General features: G+C 58.7%; 21 protein-coding genes. 9 read left to right on the top strand and 12 right to left on the bottom strand.

The window, feature by feature from the left end; translation table 11 throughout:
• Positions 1 to 7 precede the first annotated feature (7 nt).
• On the top strand, positions 8 to 1324 hold the full coding sequence (amtB, locus tag CR254_RS04820) for an ammonium transporter AmtB (protein WP_097928647.1): 1317 nt from the start codon (positions 8 to 10) through the stop codon (positions 1322 to 1324).
• A gap of 127 nt (positions 1325 to 1451) precedes the next feature.
• On the opposite strand, the gene CR254_RS04825 is transcribed toward amtB, so the two are convergent.
• Entirely contained in the window at positions 1452 to 2294 is an 843-nt protein-coding gene (locus CR254_RS04825) for a helix-turn-helix transcriptional regulator (RefSeq protein WP_097928648.1), read from the bottom strand.
• A 123-nt stretch (positions 2295 to 2417) separates the two neighbouring features.
• Between CR254_RS04825 and CR254_RS04830 the strand changes: the two genes are divergently transcribed.
• Positions 2418 to 2657 carry a DUF2061 domain-containing protein gene (locus tag CR254_RS04830; RefSeq protein WP_097928649.1) on the top strand — a complete coding sequence of 80 codons (240 nt, stop codon included), beginning with the start codon at positions 2418 to 2420 and terminating at the stop codon, positions 2655 to 2657.
• Between the two features lie 39 nt (positions 2658 to 2696).
• Here the strand turns inward: CR254_RS04830 and pgi are convergent, their stop codons facing one another.
• Both pgi and nadC read right to left on the bottom strand, forming a co-directional pair.
• Complete coding sequence (gene pgi / locus CR254_RS04835; RefSeq protein WP_097928650.1) at positions 2697 to 4286, bottom strand: glucose-6-phosphate isomerase; 1590 nt, start codon at positions 4284 to 4286, stop codon at positions 2697 to 2699.
• On the bottom strand, positions 4283 to 5158 hold the full coding sequence (nadC, locus tag CR254_RS04840) for a carboxylating nicotinate-nucleotide diphosphorylase (protein WP_219617975.1): 876 nt from the start codon (positions 5156 to 5158) through the stop codon (positions 4283 to 4285). The genes pgi and nadC overlap by 4 nt, the downstream gene beginning before the upstream one ends.
• A gap of 39 nt (positions 5159 to 5197) precedes the next feature.
• On the opposite strand from nadC, the gene msrC reads away from it, so the two are divergent.
• The 5 genes from msrC to CR254_RS04865 all read left to right on the top strand — a co-directional run bounded on the left by msrC (position 5198) and on the right by CR254_RS04865 (position 8856).
• Positions 5198 to 5653, top strand: coding sequence for a free L-methionine (R)-S-oxide reductase MsrC (gene msrC / locus CR254_RS04845; protein WP_097928651.1), 456 nt, complete (start codon positions 5198 to 5200; stop codon positions 5651 to 5653).
• A 284-nt stretch (positions 5654 to 5937) separates the two neighbouring features.
• On the top strand, positions 5938 to 6390 hold the full coding sequence (locus CR254_RS04850) for a MaoC family dehydratase (RefSeq protein WP_097928652.1): 453 nt from the start codon (positions 5938 to 5940) through the stop codon (positions 6388 to 6390).
• A gap of 33 nt (positions 6391 to 6423) precedes the next feature.
• The gene (locus CR254_RS04855) at positions 6424 to 7329 is read left to right on the top strand and encodes a bifunctional riboflavin kinase/FAD synthetase (RefSeq protein ID WP_097928653.1); all 906 of its coding nucleotides are present in this window, start codon (positions 6424 to 6426) and stop codon (positions 7327 to 7329) included.
• A 46-nt stretch (positions 7330 to 7375) separates the two neighbouring features.
• Positions 7376 to 7819, top strand: a complete 444-nt coding sequence (locus CR254_RS04860; protein ID WP_097928654.1) for a YcgN family cysteine cluster protein — start codon at positions 7376 to 7378, stop codon at positions 7817 to 7819.
• A complete protein-coding gene (locus CR254_RS04865) occupies positions 7816 to 8856 on the top strand; it encodes a threonine aldolase family protein (RefSeq protein WP_097928655.1) in 1041 nt (346 codons plus the stop codon). The genes CR254_RS04860 and CR254_RS04865 overlap by 4 nt, the downstream gene beginning before the upstream one ends.
• Here CR254_RS04865 and CR254_RS04870 read toward each other — a convergent pair whose 3' ends face one another.
• Complete coding sequence (locus CR254_RS04870; protein ID WP_097928656.1) at positions 8857 to 9642, bottom strand: alpha/beta fold hydrolase; 786 nt, start codon at positions 9640 to 9642, stop codon at positions 8857 to 8859.
• Complete coding sequence (locus CR254_RS04875) at positions 9642 to 10250, bottom strand: 2-hydroxychromene-2-carboxylate isomerase (protein ID WP_097928657.1); 609 nt, start codon at positions 10248 to 10250, stop codon at positions 9642 to 9644. Before CR254_RS04875 ends, CR254_RS04870 begins: the two co-directional genes overlap by 1 nt.
• Before the next feature lie 119 nt (positions 10251 to 10369).
• Between CR254_RS04875 and CR254_RS04880 the strand changes: the two genes are divergently transcribed.
• The gene (locus CR254_RS04880) at positions 10370 to 11389 is read left to right on the top strand and encodes a ribose-phosphate pyrophosphokinase (protein WP_097928658.1); all 1020 of its coding nucleotides are present in this window, start codon (positions 10370 to 10372) and stop codon (positions 11387 to 11389) included.
• Positions 11390 to 11459: 70 nt separating this feature from the next.
• Here the strand turns inward: CR254_RS04880 and CR254_RS04885 are convergent, their stop codons facing one another.
• From CR254_RS04885 to CR254_RS04915, 7 genes are all read right to left on the bottom strand, one after another.
• Positions 11460 to 11810, bottom strand: coding sequence for an H-type lectin domain-containing protein (locus CR254_RS04885; protein ID WP_097928659.1), 351 nt, complete (start codon positions 11808 to 11810; stop codon positions 11460 to 11462).
• A 65-nt stretch (positions 11811 to 11875) separates the two neighbouring features.
• Positions 11876 to 12286 carry an ATP synthase F1 subunit epsilon gene (gene atpC, locus CR254_RS04890; protein WP_097928660.1) on the bottom strand — a complete coding sequence of 137 codons (411 nt, stop codon included), beginning with the start codon at positions 12284 to 12286 and terminating at the stop codon, positions 11876 to 11878.
• Positions 12287 to 12341: 55 nt separating this feature from the next.
• Complete coding sequence (gene atpD / locus CR254_RS04895; RefSeq protein ID WP_097928661.1) at positions 12342 to 13766, bottom strand: F0F1 ATP synthase subunit beta; 1425 nt, start codon at positions 13764 to 13766, stop codon at positions 12342 to 12344.
• A gap of 18 nt (positions 13767 to 13784) precedes the next feature.
• Entirely contained in the window at positions 13785 to 14654 is an 870-nt protein-coding gene (locus tag CR254_RS04900) for a F0F1 ATP synthase subunit gamma (protein ID WP_097928662.1), read from the bottom strand.
• Positions 14655 to 14690: 36 nt separating this feature from the next.
• Positions 14691 to 16229 carry a F0F1 ATP synthase subunit alpha gene (gene atpA, locus CR254_RS04905; RefSeq protein WP_097928663.1) on the bottom strand — a complete coding sequence of 513 codons (1539 nt, stop codon included), beginning with the start codon at positions 16227 to 16229 and terminating at the stop codon, positions 14691 to 14693.
• Positions 16229 to 16789 carry a F0F1 ATP synthase subunit delta gene (locus CR254_RS04910; RefSeq protein WP_097928664.1) on the bottom strand — a complete coding sequence of 187 codons (561 nt, stop codon included), beginning with the start codon at positions 16787 to 16789 and terminating at the stop codon, positions 16229 to 16231. The genes atpA and CR254_RS04910 overlap by 1 nt, the downstream gene beginning before the upstream one ends.
• 264 nt (positions 16790 to 17053) lie before the next feature.
• Positions 17054 to 17833 carry a class I SAM-dependent methyltransferase gene (locus CR254_RS04915; RefSeq protein WP_097928665.1) on the bottom strand — a complete coding sequence of 260 codons (780 nt, stop codon included), beginning with the start codon at positions 17831 to 17833 and terminating at the stop codon, positions 17054 to 17056.
• Between the two features lie 63 nt (positions 17834 to 17896).
• On the opposite strand from CR254_RS04915, the gene gloB reads away from it, so the two are divergent.
• Entirely contained in the window at positions 17897 to 18664 is a 768-nt protein-coding gene (gloB, locus tag CR254_RS04920; RefSeq protein ID WP_097928666.1) for a hydroxyacylglutathione hydrolase, read from the top strand.
• The last annotated feature ends 110 nt before the right edge of the window (positions 18665 to 18774 follow it).

Genomic DNA, 18774 nt, shown 5'->3' on the forward strand with positions numbered 1-18774 from the left:
GATAAAAATGACCAATTTCCTTAAATTCGGTACAGCGGGGGCCACGGCCCTGATGCTTGCTACCCCTGCACTGGCACAGGATGCCGCTGCCGATCCTACCCCCTACATCCTGACCACGCTGCTGTTCCTTATCGGCGGTTTTCTGGTCTTCTGGATGGCAGCAGGCTTCGCCATGCTTGAGGCAGGTCTGGTACGTTCCAAGAACGTAACGACCCAGCTGACCAAAAACATCGCGTTGTTCTCCATCGCGTCCATCATGTACTGGCTGGTTGGCTTCAACCTGATGTATCCGGGCGATGCATGGGTCATGGACGGCATGGTTGGTGCGTTCTTCTGGACCACGCTGGAGCCTGTCGGCCTGGCTGCTGCTGATGCAACCCTCGACTATGCATCCGTCGGTTCCGACTTCTTCTTCCAGCTGATGTTCTGTGCGACCACCGCATCCATCGTTTCGGGCACATTGGCCGAGCGTATCAAGCTGGGTCCATTCCTGATCTTCGTTGTTGTCCTGACCGGCTTCATCTACCCGATCGAAGCATCCTGGCAGTGGGGCGGCGGCTTCCTCAGCGGCATGGGCTTCTCCGATTTCGCCGGTTCCACACTGGTTCACGCAGCAGGCGGCTTTGCAGCACTTGCAGGCGCTATGATCCTCGGCCCACGTATCGGCAAATATGCTGCTGATGGCCGCGTTATCCCAATGCTCGGCTCGAACATGCCCCTCGCTACACTGGGTACGTTCATCCTGTGGCTGGGTTGGTTCGGCTTTAACGGTGGTTCGCAGCTAGCAATGGGTACTGTTGGCGACGTAACCGACATCTCGCGCATCTTTGCGAACACCAACATGGCTGCTGCTGCCGGTGCTGTTACTGCGCTGATCCTGACGCAAGCTGTCTATGGCAAGATCGACCTGACCATGGTGCTGAACGGCGCGCTGGCTGGTCTGGTATCCATCACGGCCGAGCCTCTGGCACCCTCGCTTCTGATGGCGCTGATCGTAGGTGGTATCGGTGGAGCGATCGTAGTCTTCACAGTTCCACTGCTGGACAAGCTGAAGATCGATGACGTTGTTGGCGCGATCCCTGTACACCTGGTTGCCGGTATCTGGGGCACAATGGCTGTGCCGCTGACCAATGACGGCACCAGCTTCGTGACACAGTTCATCGGTGTTGTTTCCATCGGCGCCTTCGTCTTCATCGTCAGCTACATCGTGTGGATGATCCTGAAGGTCACAATGGGCATCCGCGTTGACGAGGAAGCCGAGATCATGGGTCTCGACACCACGGAAATGGGCATGGAAGCCTACCCAGAATTCACAAAGGGCTAAGGCCCGGTGAGGTTGCGGCGATCACATTCGCCGCAACCTGTTTTCCCCGGAATGGGCTTTTATAGCGGCTCATTCTAACTTGGCCCGGACCTTCGCGGTTCGGGTCTTTTTTTGCCTAATGGTCGGATTATCCCTGCATCAGGGACCGGATATAGGCAGGCACATCGCGCGCATCGACGGTTGCCTCACGCACCAACCAATCGAAATGACTGGTCAGGGACTTCACGCGGTCAATCTCCCGAAATGCCAGATAGCACTGCCCGACATAAACGACGGCCAGATTAGGCCCGAATATCGTGACGGGTGAGCTAAAGACCCTGTGCGCATCGAACAGAAACACCCGCAGGCGCGGCAACATCTGCTCACATTGATCCGCGATGACGTTTAGCTGCTCGTAGCGGATGCTTTGCGCAACACCCTTGTAATAGGCGGTGCCGGCGGCGCAGGCCTCAACCTCATGCAGGGGAATGGCGATTTCGTAATCATAGATACCGGCGGATAGCAGATGTAACTGGTCCTGCATGGTGTTGAACGCTTGGGGCAATTGCCGCTCTAGAAAGGCACCGTATTCCCAGCGCAGCATTGCCTCCGTCTTGAACAAATCGGGCAGGGTCGCGGGAACGTGGCGCACTTTGTAGCCAGCCGCCTCACGATGCCATTCCAGCAATTGCTCATCCGCCGATGTTCGCTCCGCCGGACTTAGCGACATCGCCGCCGCCACAATATCGCCGGGGGTTTCGGGGCGGTTGGTAAGACCCAGCAACCAATCGGTGCTAACGCTCAACGCCTGTGCGATATCTGCGGCCAATTGCGCATTGGGCAGGCGGGGGTGATCCTCCTTCAGCAACTGCCCGATGGTGGACCGATCTACATGCGTGGATCGCGACAGCGCGCTCTTGGTGATGCCTGCACGCTGCATCGCCTCATCCAGCCGATTTCGGAATAGGGTGGCGCGCTCACGCTTGTCCATTTTTGGCAACCTTGCAGATTAAAAACACCATCCTTGGTTTTTCGCAGCAAATTCACCAAATGTCCAATTTCCGCCGTTCGCGATAGCAAATGCAGGTATCACCACCAAACGGAGCAACCGGATATGGACAGCACGATCAGATTGGCAACCAAAGCAGTGACATGGCAGTTCGCAGGCTTTTTCTCGATGATGCTGATTGGATTTCTGTTCACAGGATCAGTCGTGGCCAGCGGCGGCATTGCCCTGACCGGCGCGGTGACAGGGTTCATCGCCTATTTTCTGCACGAAATGGCATGGTCCAGAATCTCATGGGGGCGCGGCACCGGCCCCGCCGCCAAAATCGACATTACCGTTGCGGAATAATGCAAAGGGGCGGCCCACCGGACCGCCCCCAAACCTAGATTACAGTGCGTGGTAATGCGCCAATGGGCCTGACAGCGCCTCATCCACCATATCGGGTGAGAAGCGCCCCTCAACATGTGGCAGCATATCGGTGGCCAGCACCTTGCCCAACTCAACACCCCATTGGTCAAAGCTGTTCACGCCCCAGAACACACCCTCGGTAAAGCAACGCGCCTCAGCCAAAGCAATAATCCGGCCCAGCGTGCGCGGCGTCAGCTCGCGGTACATCAGCAATGTGGACGGGCGATTTCCGGGGAAGGCCCGATGCGGTGCCAGTTCACGCGCCTCGCCCGCATCCATACCGGCAGCGATCATCAGCTCCTCGGCCTCACGCTCGGACCGGCCATAGGCCAGCGCCTGCGATTGCGCGAAGCAGTTGGCGATCAGGATTTTCTGCATATGCTCGAAACCCTCGGCCACAGGTTTGGCCGCGATCATGAATTCCAGCGGCTGCGGCGTCGGGCTTTGATGCAGCATCTGGAAATAGGCGTGCTGCGCATTTGTGCCAGCGCTACCCCAGACGACAGGCGATGTCGCCACATCGACCTCATCCCCCTCAACCGTGACCCGCTTACCGTTCGATTCCATGTCGAGCTGCTGCAAATATTGCGGCAGCGTCGCCAAACGCTGGTCATAGGGCACAACGCAACGCGTCGGATATCCGCACCCATTGCGATGCCAAACGCCAACGCACGCCATCAGCACCGGCATATTGTTCGACAGTGGCGCGGTGCGGAAATGCTCGTCCACCTCATGCGCGCCGGCCAGAAACTCGCCGAATTGCGCCGAGCCAAGACCGATCATCAGCGGCAAACCAATCGGTGACCAGACAGAGAACCGCCCCCCGACCCAATCGGCAAAGCCAAAGCACCGCTGCGCCGGAATCCCGAACTGCTCCGCCGCCATTTCAGGCTTGGTGGTCAGTGCCGCAAAATGGATCGAGGCATCGGCAACAACGCCCTGCATCGTGGACAGCGCAACCTTGGCCGTTTCCATCGTCTCAATCGTGCCAAAGCTTTTGGAGGCGATGATGAACAATGTGCGGCTTAGGTCACATGTCTTGAGTACCTGGTTCAGCGCGGCACCGTCAACATTCGACACAAAGTGCAGGCGCGGGCCGTCCATCTGCGCCGTCAATGCCTCCGCCACCAGAACAGGCCCCAGATCGGAGCCACCAATGCCGATATTGACCACATCGGTAAAGCTGCCCGCAGCCGCCGCATAGGCGCCAGAGCGGACATCTTCGGCAAAGGCATAGCAGGCCGCGCGGCTGTTCAGCACGGTCTGGGCAATATCCTCATCATCCGCGACCATCTGCGTGCCCTCAGGCATGCGCAGCGCGGTGTGCAGCACGCGCCGCCCCTCGGTCACATTGATCTTTTCGCCGGCATACATGGCATCGCGGGTCAGCTCGAACTCACGCTCCTCCAGCATGTCGATCAGCCCCTCACGGGCGTCCTCGGTCATCTGGGTGCGTGAAAAATCGAACAGCATGTCGTCAAAGGTGACCGAAAACCCGTCAAAGCGGTCCTCGTCCTGCAATTCCGCGATCGTGGGGCCGTATGCCGCCTGCAACTCATTCCAGTTCATTTTGCTTCGTCTCCAAGCTTGATATCGAGCCCGATATCCAGCGTTCCCGCCGCCATCGTGATTTTCGAGGTTGAGATAAAGTTCACGCCCGTTTGCCCGATGGCGCGCACAGTATCCAGATCAACATTTCCGGACGCCTCCAACGCGGCGCCCCTATTCATCGCCACTGCCCTGCGCAGGGTGTCGGGGTCCATATTGTCCAGCAGAACAACCTTACCGCCTGCATCCAGCGCCAGCTCGAATTGTTCCAGCGTATCGACCTCGATCTCCACCGCCATCAGATGCCCGACATAGCTATAGGCCAGATCCAGCGCCTGCTGCACACCGCCGCAAACCGCGATGTGGTTATCCTTGATCAACACCGCATCATCCAGACCATAGCGATGCGAGGTGCCACCGCCACACCGAACGGCGTATTTCTCGAACGCGCGCAGACCCGGCGTCGTTTTACGCGTGCAAACAATCCGCGCATCTGTGCCCTGCAACTGCTCGACAAAGCGCGCGGTGTGGGTGGCAATGCCGGACATATGCATCAGGAAATTCAGGGCCACACGTTCGGCTCCCATGACCGATCGGCCCGATCCCGTGATGCGTGCAATATCCTGTCCCGCCTGAACCGCGTCGCCATCGCTGACCAGTGCCTCGAAAACGGTATCGGCGTCCAGCGCGGCAAATGCGGCCTTGGCCACATCCATGCCCGCGATATACCCTTGCTGGCGCACATTCATAACGGCTGTGGCCTGAACAGCGGGTCCGATCGTGGCGAGCGAGGTCACATCCCCCGCCTGACCCAGATCCTCCAACAACGCGGCCTCAACCGCATTGCGGATCAAGGGCGCGGGTAATACGGGAAGGTACGGGTTGCGCATCATAGCACCTCATGCTGACTGGCCATATAAAAGGAGAGCCGAATGCACCCCAGATATCACGATGTACATGCCGCAATCATGTCCCTGTGTGAAGGGGAAGACGATCCCATCGCGCTGATGGCGACAGTTACATGTGAGCTGCATCACCATTTCGAAAACTTCCACTGGACCGGATTTTACCGCGTGGTCGCACCCGAACTGCTGAAAATCGGCCCCTATCAGGGCGGGCATGGCTGCCTCGTCATCCCGTTTGCACGCGGAGTTTGCGGCGCTGCGGCACGAACCGGCGAGACACAATTGGTCGCAGATGTGGATGCCTTTCCGGGGCACATCGCCTGCGCCTCCTCCACAAAATCGGAGATCGTGGTGCCCGTCTTTTCCTCTGGTCGGCTGATCGCGGTTTTTGACGTAGATAGCGATTTACCCGATGCGTTCGACACAGATGACCGCGACGCGCTACAGGCGATTCTGGCGCAGGTTTTCGGCCCACTGCCTTAGAAAACAGGGGCGCGCCGCCTTCGCCGCGGCGCGTTAACCCTTTCCGTGCGGCCAGACAGGTGCCATACGCATGCCATACCGATAGCAGCCACAGGGCAGCCAACCGTTTCGGGCGTTAACAATGATGACCATCGGGGAAAGGTGTCTTCATCTTTGGCCAGTTTGCGTTAAATTTCAAAAATCCATCGCGATCAAAGATTTCATATTTTTGCACATAAATGTTTTTATCTTGCGTGACTAAAATCGCGTGCTATATCTCTTCGCAGATGCAGCAGGAGATTAATATGCTCGACCACGGCCACAACCTTCCCAAAGGTACAATCGTTATCGAGGAACTCGAAATCGGCATGTCCCGTTCGGTTGGGAAAACCATTGGCATGAAAGAAATTGAGGCTTTTGCGTCCCTTAGCACCGATCACAACCCCGTCCATCTGGACGAGGAATACGCACAGGACACTATTTTTGGCGGTCGCATCGCCCACGGAATGCTGACAGCGGGGCTGATTTCGGCCGTAATCGGGGAACAATTGCCCGGTCACGGCACGGTTTATCTGGGCCAAAGCCTGAAATTCATGGCCCCCGTTCGCCCCGGCGATCATGTCGAGGCAACCGTCACCGTTGCAGCCATTGATTACGCCCGTCGCCGTGTCACGCTTGATTGCGCCGCCCACGTGGGCGATACCGTAGTTCTAAAGGGTGAGGCGCTGGTTCTGGCGCCCTCCGCGAAACTAGACTAACCGCCGGGCCGCCCGGCCCCATTCGGGTAGGCCATGCAACGATATCAAAGCCTTGAGGTGCCTGAAACCGCACGCGGCGCATCTGTCGCGATGGGCAATTTCGATGGCCTGCATCTGGGCCATCAATCGGTTCTGGATCTGGCCCGTCGCCCCGACATGCCGTTGGGCGTGGTGACGTTTGAACCGCATCCGCGTGAAATCTTTGCCCCCGACGCCCCCACATTCCGCCTGATGAACGCGACATCCCGCGCGCATCGGCTGGAAAAACTGGGCGTGCAGCACCTGTTCGAAATCCCCTTTAACCGTGACCTCGCCAACCTGACACCTGAAGCTTTCGTTAACGAAGTGCTCGTCAAACAGCTCGGCATCAGGCATCTGGTTGTCGGTGCCGACTTTAAATTCGGTAAGTCACGGAAAGGAAACACAAATACGCTCTCAGAGGCCCCATTCGAGCTTTCTATCGCTCCACTGCTTCAGGGCCCGAATGGCGCGATTTCCTCCACCGCAATCCGCACTGCGTTGAGCGAGGGACGCCCCACTGACGCCGCCGATATGCTGGGCCATTGGCACCGGATCGAGGGCATCGTCGAGCATGGATTCAAGCGTGGACGCGAGATGGGATTCCCCACCGCGAACATCTCCATGGCGGGGCTGCACCTGCCTGCTTTCGGCATTTACGCCTGTACTGTGGACGTGCGCGACGGGCGGCATATGGGCACGTATAAAGCAGTCGCCTCGCTGGGATCACGCCCCACATTCGGGGATAACGCGCCAAATCTTGAGGTAATGCTGCTCGACTTTTCCGGTGATCTGTACGGCGCCGAATTGTCCGTAGCGCTGATGCATTTCCAGCGGCCCGAGTTGAAATTCGACGGCATGGACCCACTGATCGTACAGATGCACGCCGATGTTGTCGAAACGCGCAAGCTTCTGGCCTGACTGTATTTTCGAATCCCCTCCAACCGCAAAACGGTAGGATCACGACATGACCAAACGCCCTGAATTCTGGACCCTGCCGCTGGACGCCCTGACCCGCCCCGAATGGGAGGCCCTGTGCGATGGTTGCGGCAAATGCTGCTTGCTCAAGCTGGAGGATGATGACGGCGACATCGCCTATACCGACATCGCGTGCCGACTGTTTGACCCCGACACCTGCCGCTGTGGCAACTATCCCGTGCGCAAACAACTGGTGCCCGGCTGTGTGGTGCTGGACGCGGAAACCCTGCCCGAAATCGCGTTCTGGATGCCCCAAACCTGCGCATATCGCCTGCGATACGAGGATAAACCCATCCCCGACTGGCATCCCCTGCTGACCGGCGATTCCGGCAGTGTAGCGATGGCGGGCCATTCCATGACCGGTCGCACCGTCGCGGAATATGAGGTCGATGAGGAAGATTACGAAGATCACATAGTAGAGGATTTGGCATGAATTTCGCCTCAGACAATTCCGGTCCGACCCACCCCAAAGTTTGGGAGGCCCTAACCCGCGCAGATGCCGGTTACGCCATGCCCTACGGCAATGATCCATTGAGCGGCGACATCGCAAACCGCCTGCGTGCTTTGTTTGATGCGCCAGATGCGGCGATTGTTCTGGCCGCGACGGGAACGGCGGCGAACTCACTGGCTTTGGCCTGTCTATGCCCGCCATGGGGCCGGATTTACTGCCATGATGACGCACATATCGAGCAGGACGAATGCGGCGCACCCGAGTTTTTCATCGGCGGCGGCAAGCTGACGCTGATCTCGGGCCCTGATGGACAGTTCAGCGCACAAACGCTGTCCGACGCCTTGGCGGCAACAGCATCGGGCGTACATTCGGCGGCTCCGGCGGCGGTGTCCCTGTCCAACCTTAGCGAGGCGGGCACCTATTGGCCACTGGACGAGATTACAGCCGTGGTTGAGATCGCCCACGCGGCGGGCCTGACCGTGCATCTGGACGGCGCGCGCCTGTCCAATGCCATGGTTGCGGGCGGATACACCCCTGCGCAAGTCATGGCCACTGGCATTGATGCACTGGTTTTCGGCGGTACGAAAAACGGCCTGCCGGGGGTTGAAGCGGTGATCCTGCGCGATCCCGCCAAACAGCAGGAACTGGAGCGTCGTCGCAAGCGAGCCGGTCATCTATTCTCGAAACATCGCTATCTGGCCGCGCAGATGGACGCCTATCTGACCGATGATTTGTGGCATGATCTGGCAACCGCCGCCAATGATGCGGCCGCGCGGTTTGCTGATGGATTGCGTGATGCAGGCGCAGAGATGATGTTTCCCGTACAGGGCAATCAGATTTTCTGCCGGTTGCCGCGTGCGGCCCACCAACGGGCCACGGCGGCAGGGGCGCAATATTACCTGACGCCGGATGCGCCGTTAGAGGGGGACGCGCACGAAATGCTTGGTGCGCGTCTGGTTTGCAATTGGGCGACCACCCAGGAACAGATTGATGCGTTCCTCAGCACGCTAAAGGGCTGATTAAAGCATCGCACCGATCAGCTTGGCGACTTCCGCCGGATGGCTGATTGGCACCATGTGCCCTGCACCCTGCACCAGATGCGGGGTGACGCCCAACGGTTGCGCGATGGTTTCACAGATCGCGATGGCCGAGGGGCGGGTCTGCGCGCCAGCAATCAGTTGCACCGGACAGGGTAGTGAGGCGATCTGCTCCACCGTGATCTGATCCGGCCCACGCCCCGCCACATCATCGGCGGATGCAGTGATGAAGCCCATCCGCTCAATCGCGTAGGTGCGCAGCTTTTCCGGCACCATTTTCCACGGAACGCCATTGCCCCATAGGGTCATGAATTCCTCGGCCGCCAATTCCGCCTGATCGCTTTGCACGGCGTTGATATAGCCTGCTGTGGCCGCAGCCTCATCAATCGCGACGGGGTCGGCGGCATCCAGCAGATAGAACATCATCGGCTCGATCAGGGTCAGGCTTGCCACAGCCTCGGGCCGGTCCAATGCTGCGCGCAGCACCACACCGCCGCCAAAGGAATGACCGACCAGATGTGCGGGTTCATCGCCCAGCACCTCCAGCAAGGCGTCAGCGGCCTGTCTGCGGGGGCGGCGATCGGGATCAGCCTCGCTCATCCCATGACCGGGCAGGTCCAGTGCCTCGGCCCGAACAGGGCCTAGATGGCCCAACATGCCCTTCCACGCGCCTGAATGCGCCAGTGAGCAGTGGGAAAGCAACAGCCGCGGCCCTTGCTCCCCCGTGCGATGTAGGCCCGTCATGGCCCCTGCAAGGCGAACCTGCATCAGCCTATCGTCGCCAAATGTGCGTCCAGATGCGCCAGACGATCCTGACCCCAGAACAGTTGATTGCCGTAAACATAGGTCGGCGCGCCAAAGACGTTGGCCGCCAATGCCTCATCCGTATTGCGCTCGTAAATATCCAGCGCGGATTGCAGATCGCGTTGCGCCAAACCACCGTCAAAGCCTGCGGCGACGAGGCATTTTTCGATCACGTCCTCGCGCGCGATGTCCTGCTCACCCGCCCAACAGGCGCGCAAAATCTCGAAGCTCAGCTTACCCACATCACCGCCAGGGTGCTGCTCCGCGAATTCCTGCGCGTAAATTGTTGCCGCAACAGCCCGTTTCGGGTCCGTTGGCCAGTGGGCAGGCTTCAGGTTGACGTCCAATCCGTTCATACCCGCTACCCGCTCAATTTCTTGCAGGCGGTATGCCTGACGCGAAACGTGGCGTTTTCCGGGGGGTTGTGTGCCATGCTCGGCAAAGACGCGGAACAGGTCGAAAGGCTTGTAAACCACTTTAACGTCATGTTTTTTCGCGATGGTCTCCAACTGCATTCCAGCCAGATACGTGAACGGGGACAGGGGAAAGAGATAGTAATCGATCTGCGACATCGGACGCTCCGTTTTGTTTCGTTACTTCAGATAAGCTTTGCATACACCCTGCTCAATGGTATTGCCCGCCCATACCGCCGCAGCAGAGGTCTCCCATGCCGTTCAAGAGGACTGCCCCGATGAAATCCGACATCAATCTTAAGCTCATTTCCGGGAACGCGAATAAGGACCTCGCGGGCAATATTGCCCGTCGCATGACGGTCTATCGCGGTGCGCCCGTGACCCTCGCCAATGCGCGGGTCGAGCGCTTCAACGACAAAGAGATTTTCGTCGAGGTTTTCGACAATGTCCGTGACGAGGATATGTTCATTATCCAGTCCACGTCGAACCCAGCAAATGACAACCTGATGGAGCTGCTGATTATGGCGGACGCGCTGCGTCGCTCCTCCGCCCAGCGGGTTACGGCAGTGATCCCCTATTTCGGCTATGCCCGTCAGGATCGTCGCACCGCCGCACGCACGCCGATTTCGGCGAAGCTGGTGGCAAACCTGATCGCGCAGGCCGGTGTTGACCGCGTTCTGACCATGGACCTGCATGCGGGCCAGATTCAGGGCTTCTTCGATATTCCGGTGGATAACCTGTATGCGGCGCCGGTCTTTGCGCTGGATATCAAGCAGCACTTCCCCGACCTCAGCGAAGTGACGGTTGTGTCGCCGGACGTTGGCGGTGTTGCGCGTGCACGTGAACTGGCCAAGCGGATCGGTGCTGGCCTTGCCATCGTGGACAAGCGCCGCTCCAAGCCCGGTGAGATCGAGGAGATGATGATCATCGGCGACGTTAAGGATCGCGTCTGTATCATCGTAGACGACATCTGTGACACCGCTGGCACGCTGTGCAAGGCGGCTGAGCTGCTGGAACAGCAGGGCGGTGCCAAGGAAGTACACGCCTATATCTCGCACGGTGTTCTGAGCGGCCCAGCGGTCAGCCGCATCGGTAACTCGGTTCTGAAATCGCTGGTCGTCACGGATTCGATCGAGCAGCCAGCACCCGTTCAGGACGAGCCGCGCATCCGCGTCGTGCCCATCGGCCCGATGTTTGCACAGGCGATCCTCAATATCTCGAACGGGTCGAGCGTTTCGTCGCTGTTCAACGAGGACACACTCGGCCCGATTTACGAGGCGTTCTATCCGATGGGCTAATGCTCATTCTTCAATGATATACATTACGGGCGCCTACTGTTTCGACAGGGGCGCCCGTTTTGTTTGGGGTCTAAACGTCCCAAATCTCATCTGGGTCATCCAACGGGCCAAGCGCCTGCCAGTTCACGCCAAGGCGTGCAATGCGGGTATCGTCCCAAATATCGACGGTCAGCACGAAGCCGGTCTCCGTGACCTCCTCCGCCCGCATGTTAAGCCGCAAATAGGTATCGGAATGCGCATCGATCAAGGTGGGCGCCAGCTGCACAACAGGGACCGAAGCAAAGGTGCCGTCAAACTGGATCGGGTGGCGGACCTGCCGCTCCCCAACACCATCCCACATATCCGTCGCGGTTTCCCAGTGATCGAACAATGTGACGAAGCCCTCAGCTACGCCCAGCCAATTTGTGTCTATTCGTCTCATTCTACCGCCCTAACGAAAAAACCCCGCCAGAGCGACGGGGTTTTTAAAGATCGTTTAAAAGCAGATCAGATATCGGATTTGATACCCAATTGCTCCGCCAGGAACCGTGCGTGGTTTACACGCTGGTTCAGCGAGATCCGGTTGTCATCAGGCGCATCAAGAGCAGCTTTCTCAGCCGCATTGATAACCCGGTCCATCCAGTCAGTCGTCACATCGGCACGCAGGGTTGCCTGCTCGGCCAACACGGTCAGACCCTCAGGCCCGATTTCCGCGAAACCGCCGGTCACGACGTAATCGTGAACCTCGCCACCCTCATGCACCGTCATGAAGCCCGGACGCAGAAGGGTCAGCGTAGCGGCGTGCTGCGGCATAACCGTCATCTCGCCCTCTTCGCCGTGAAGCTGGACCCGCGTGACCTGAGCGGAATGGAGGCTCCGCTCAGGGCTGACGAGATCGAACTGCATCGTATCGGCCATCATAGCCTCCTGTTCGATGCGGTTTCAGGATCACCCGAAACCGCGACAGAGTTCATCAGGCCGCAGCTGCGGCCATCTTCTCAGCCTTGGCAATCACATCTGCGATGCCACCAACCATGTAGAACGCACCCTCTGGCAGGTGGTCATACTCACCCGCAACCACGGCCTTGAAGGACGCGATCGTGTCGTCGAGCGGAACCTGCACACCCGGCGAACCGGTGAACACTTCTGCCACGTCGAAGGGCTGCGACAGGAATCGCTGGATCTTACGCGCGCGGGTCACGGTCAGCTTATCCTCTTCGGAAAGCTCGTCCATGCCCAGAATCGCGATGATATCCTGCAACGATTTGTAGCGCTGAAGCATCTGCTGAACGTCAACAGCCACCTGATAGTGCTCCTCACCCACAACCTGTGGATCAAGGATACGAGACGTCGAGTCGAGCGGATCCACAGCAGGGTAGATACCCAGCTCGGAGATCGCACGCGACAGAACGGTCGTTGCGTCAAGGTGCGCAAAGGACGTTGCAGGTGCAGGGTCGGTAAGGTCATCCGCAGGCACGTAGATCGCCTGAACCGAAGTGATCGAACCCGACTTCGTGGAGGTAATACGCTCCTGCATGGCGCCCATATCGGTTGCCAGCGTAGGCTGATAACCCACAGCGGAAGGAATACGACCCAGAAGCGCGGACACCTCGGAACCAGCCTGTGTAAAGCGGAAGATGTTGTCCACGAAGAACAGAACGTCGGTTCCGGACTGGTCGCGGAACTGCTCAGCCATGGTTAGGCCGGACAGCGCAACACGCATACGCGCACCGGGAGGCTCGTTCATCTGGCCGTAAACCAGTGCCACCTTCGATTTCGTCAGGTCCTCGGCGTCGATAACCTTGGAGTCGATGAATTCGTAGTAAAGATCGTTACCCTCACGAGTACGCTCACCAACACCAGCAAACACGGAATAGCCCGAGTGTACTTTCGCGATGTTGTTGATCAGCTCCTGAATCAAAACTGTTTTACCCACGCCGGCACCGCCGAACAGACCAATTTTACCACCCTTGGAGTAGGGGGCGAGAAGGTCGATCACCTTGATACCGGTGACGAGGATGTCCGACGAAGTGGACTGTGCCTCGAACGAAGGAGCTTCGCCGTGGATCGAACGGTACTCGGTCACAACAACCGGGCCCTTTTCATCCACAGGCTCACCAACCACGTTCATGATGCGGCCCAATGTGCCCTCACCAACAGGAACCTGGATGGAATTGCCCGTATCGGTCACAGCCTGACCGCGTACCAGACCCTCGGTCGCGGCCATAGCCACGGCACGAACGGTGCTTTCGCCGAGGTGCTGAGCAACCTCGAGCACAAGGTTCTGACCGTTATTGTCGCAAGTCAGAGCGTTGAGGATCTCAGGCAGGTGGTCGTCGAATTGAACGTCGACGACCGCGCCGATCACCTGGGTGATTTTACCGACAGCATTTGCCATGTCTGTTTTCTCCAGTCGTCAGAGCGCCTCAGCGCCCGAAATGATTTCGATAAGCTCGTTCGTGATCGCGGCCTGACGGGTCCGGTTATACTGGATGGTCAGATCGTCGATCATGTCGCCTGCGTTGCGTGTCGCGTTATCCATTGCGGACATCCGCGCACCCTGTTCGGAGGCAGCATTTTCGAGCAAAGCGGTGAAGACCTGCGTTGCGACCGAACGCGGCAGCAGATCTGCAAGGATTGCATCTTCCTCAGGCTCGTAATCATAGAGTGCGTCGGTTTCGGCGCCCTCCTCAACCACGGCCGGGATGATTTGCTGTGCAGTCGGGCGCTGGGTAATTACGTTTTCGAACGCTGAATAGAACAGCGTTGCAACGTCGAATTCACCCTGAGCGAAGCGGCTGAGGACATCCTCGGCCACGCCAGAGGCGTTTTCGTAACCCACACGTTTTACAGCCGATAGATCGACGTGATCCACCATCAGCGATCCGAAATCGCGGCGAAGTTGCTCGCGACCCTTTTTGCCGACCGTGATGATCTTGACTGTTTTACCAGCAGCCAGAAGTTTCTGGATGTGGCCGCGTGCCAGCTTGACGATGTTCGTATTGAAACCGCCGCACAGTCCCCGCTCGGAGGTAGCGATAATCAGCAGATGGGTTTGGTCGTTTCCGGTGCCGCGTAGCAGCAGCGGAGCGGAGGCAGAATTCTTTGCCCCCGCAGCCAAGTTACCCAATACGGCCTCCATGCGATCTGCATAGGGGCGCGCAGCCTCCGCCGCTTCCTGCGCACGGCGCAGTTTAGCGGCGGCGACCATCTGCATCGCCTTTGTAATCTTCCGCGTCGATTTGACTGATTCGATGCGGATTTTCAGGTCCTTGAGGCTCGGCATATGCCTTGCTCCCTTCCCTTAACTATCTGCGACGAATCAGGCGAACGACTTTTTAAATGCGTCGAGCACCGACTTGATTTTCTCTTCCAGATCACCGGCAACCTTGCGGTCGTTATCCCGGATATCGTTGAGCAGGTCAGCGTGGTTGCCACGCAGATCAGCCAGAAGACCGGTTTCGAACGGCTTGACCTTGTTCACGGCCAGATCGTCCAGATAACCTTTGGTGCCCGCGTAAATCACGATGACCTGCTCTGCGTTGGTCAGGGGCGAGTACTGCGCCTGCTTCAGCAATTCGGTCAGACGCGCACCACGGTTCAGCAGCTTCTGTGTCGATGCATCCAGATCGGAACCGAACTGAGCAAATGCCGCCATTTCGCGGTACTGCGCCAGCTCCAGCTTGATCGAGCCGGCAACCGATTTCATCGCCTTCGTCTGAGCGGCGGAACCAACTCGCGAAACCGACAGACCGGTGTTCACAGCAGGACGGATGCCCTGATAGAACAATTCGGTCTCAAGGAAGATCTGTCCATCGGTGATCGAAATCACGTTGGTAGGAATAAACGCCGAAACGTCGCCACCCTGCGTTTCGATGATCGGCAGCGCCGTCAAGGAACCGGACCCGTTATCTTCGTTCAGCTTTGCCGAACGCTCCAGCAAACGGGAGTGCAGGTAGAAAACGTCGCCAGGATACGCTTCACGGCCCGGTGGGCGACGCAGAAGCAGGGACATCTGACGATAGGCAACAGCCTGCTTGGACAGGTCATCATAGATGATCAGGCCGTGCATGCCGTTATCGCGGAAATACTCAGCCATCGCAGTGGCGGAATAAGGTGCGAGGAACTGCATTGGAGCAGGTTCGGACGCGGTCGATGCAACAACGATGGAATATGCCATCGCGCCGGTCTCTTCCAGCTTCTTCACCAACTGCGCAACGGTGGAACGCTTCTGGCCCACAGCATTGTAGATGCAGTACAGCTTCTTGCCTTCGTCGTCGCCAGCAGCCTCGTTATAGGACTTCTGGTTCAGGATCGCATCGAGAGCGACAGCCGATTTACCGGTCTGACGGTCACCAATGATCAGCTCGCGCTGGCCACGGCCAACGGGGATCAGGGCATCGATGGATTTCAGGCCGGTCAGCATAGGCTCGTGAACCGACTTCCGGGGGATGATGCCGGGCGCCTTGACGTCCGCAACACGGCGCTCGGTTGCCTCGATCGGGCCCTTACCGTCGAGCGGGTTGCCCAGTGCGTCAACAACGCGACCCAGCAGACCCTTGCCCACGGGCACGTCCACGATGGAGCGTGTACGCTTAACAGTGTCGCCCTCTTTAATCTTCGAGTCAGACCCGAAGATAACGATACCGACATTGTCGATCTCGAGGTTCAGAGCCATGCCCCGAACACCGCCCGGGAATTCGACCATTTCGCCCGCCTGGACGTTGTCGAGGCCGTGCGCACGCGCAATACCATCACCGACGCTGAGCACACGGCCCACTTCGGCGACTTCGGCGTCCTGTCCGAAATTCTTGATCTGGTCCTTGAGGATCGCAGAGATTTCCGCGGCTTGGATTGCCATTATCCGACCTCTTTCATTACGTTTTTCATGGCGGCGAGCTTCGATCGGATCGACGTATCGACCATTTTCGAGCCTACCTTGACGATAAGACCGCCGATGATTTTGTCATCAACGGTCGTGTTCAGTATGACGTCGCGGCCAACAGAGGCCTTGAGCGATGCTGAGAGCGCTTCGAGCTGTTCCGAGGTCATCGGCGTCGCCGATGTGACCTCTGCCGTGATTTCGCCACGTGCGTCGGCGGCAAGCGCCTTCACACCAGCGATCACGTCAGGCAGCACGAACAGCCGACGGCGTGAAGCCATAAGCTCCAATCCGTTGCTGACCGTATTGCCGAGCGTCATGGCCTGTGCCAGCGCACGCATAGCATTTTGCTGATCGGTGCGGCTGTAGACAGGCGACGCGATCAGCTCTCGCAGATCGGCGCTGTCGGCCAGTGCGGATTCAATCGCATTCAGGTCGTTTTCGACCTGTACGACGGAACCGTCTTCCTGTGCGAGCTCGAACAGAGCCGTCGCATAGCGTCCAGCAATGCCGGAAACGTGAGCGGATGCAGTTGCCAAGGGGGCACCCCATTCTTGAGCAGACCATTACGCATAACAACGGCCCGCAGTGATTCATGACCGGCCGGTTAGGCGGCCTGCGGATGAAACTGCGCGGGTGATAGCAGAGCATTTCGCACAGAGCAATATAGTCCAAAGACTCGCCTAGAATCAGGACTATCTATTAGTTACATAGGGTTAAGCCCCAAGAACACCCAATATGGCGTTTTAGCGCCCCCTAAGAACGCAACATTATGTCGCAGTTGCAACACATCAGCCCGCGTTTTAGCGCGAATCCACGGCTGTTCTGCCGGCGCGACCCGGCTCTGGCTTTGGCTGGGGCACGCCCAGACCGCTCAAAATACTTATCGGACGGCGCGCTTCGCGGCGCAGTCCTCGTGGCAAGCTATGCACTTGCTTCACAGCTTCAACCACCAAGGCGCCCGCAACGTGATGCGCGCGCATCCGGTGGCCCGCCCGCTCAACCGATGCCTGCATCCGCAACATCCAGCGTTTATGGGACGGCGGCAGATACAGCGCGGCCGCATGTGTTTCAGGCTCGAACCGGTGCGTGCGCAACTGTTCATCAAGCTGACCAAAGCTATAGGGCCGACCGTACCCAAAGGGCGTGACATCGCGCTGCGCCCAAATCCCCGTCCGGTTCGGCACGATAAAAATCACCCGTCCACCCGGCGCGAGCACCCGCCAGATTTCCTCAAGCAAGGCGCGGGGGCGCTCACATGTCTCCAACCCATGGGCCACAACGATTCGGTCGATGGAGCTGGCCTGAACCGGCCAATGCGTTTCCTCGACCAAGGCACTGAGATTCGGCAGCCCCGGCGGCCACGGCATGACGCCCTGCGGCGCGGGCATAAAGCTCATCACCCTTTCCGCCTCGCTCAAAAACGGGCGTAGAAAAGGGGCGGCGAACCCGTATCCCACAACATGCAGGCCGCTAACGTCGCCCCACATTTCACGCAATCGGCGCTGCAATGCGGATTGCGCACCGCGCCCCAAACGGGTGCGATAGTAGAAAGCCTTTAGATCGACGACGTCTAGATGCATTGCGCTCGGTGTCCGGATACCCCAGTTTCAGGGCAACTCTAGCCAAGGAAGGAGCGTCACACCATGGCCCTCGACATCCAGACCATCCCCTGCCTGTCCGATAACTATGCCTACATCCTGCGCGATGCCGCCACAGGCACCGTTGCAATCGTTGATGTTCCCGAAGCCGCGCCCCTGATTGCGGCACTGGATGCGCGTGGCCTTGGCCTCGATATGATTCTGCTGACCCATCACCATGATGACCACATTCAGGGTGTTGAGGAGCTGCGCGCGAAATATGGCTGCACCGTCATTGGCGGAAAGCCCGACGCGCACCGTCTGCCCCCGCTGGATCAGGCCGTGTCCGAGGGCGACACCATCACCGTGGGTGAAAGCGAGGCGCATATTCTGGACGTTTCCGGCCACACAGTCGGGCATATCGCCTTTCACTTCCCCGGATCGGATGCAGTGTTTTCCGCGGATAGCCTGATGGCGCTGGGGTGTGGACGTTTGTTTGAGGGCGACGGCCCGATGATGTGGACCAGCATGCAGAAATTCCTGACCATGCCTGACAGCACCATCGTTTATTCCGGTCATGAATATACGCAGAGCAACGCCAAATTTGCCCTGAGCATCGAGAGCGACAATGCCGAGCTGGTCGCCCGCGCCGCACGGATTGACGCCGCCCGCGAAAAGGGAATGCCAACGGTTCCGTCCTCGCTGGCCGAGGAAAAGGCGACCAACCCGTTCCTGCGCGCCCATATTGCCAGCGTTAAGGCCGCCGTCGGTATGCCCGATGCGGATGACGCCGCCGTCTTTACCGAGGTGCGCAACCGCAAGGATAACTTCTAAAACCGCGTGCGCCGGTGGAATAATTTCACCGGCGCAGCGCAGGCTTGTGCGACAGGACGCAACGCGCCTATAATTCAGGCAACCAAGATGGAGATTTTATGCCCCGGTAA

The sequence above is a fragment of the Pontivivens marinum genome, from assembly GCF_900231835.1.
GTDB classification, from domain to species: domain Bacteria; phylum Pseudomonadota; class Alphaproteobacteria; order Rhodobacterales; family Rhodobacteraceae; genus Pontivivens; species Pontivivens marinum.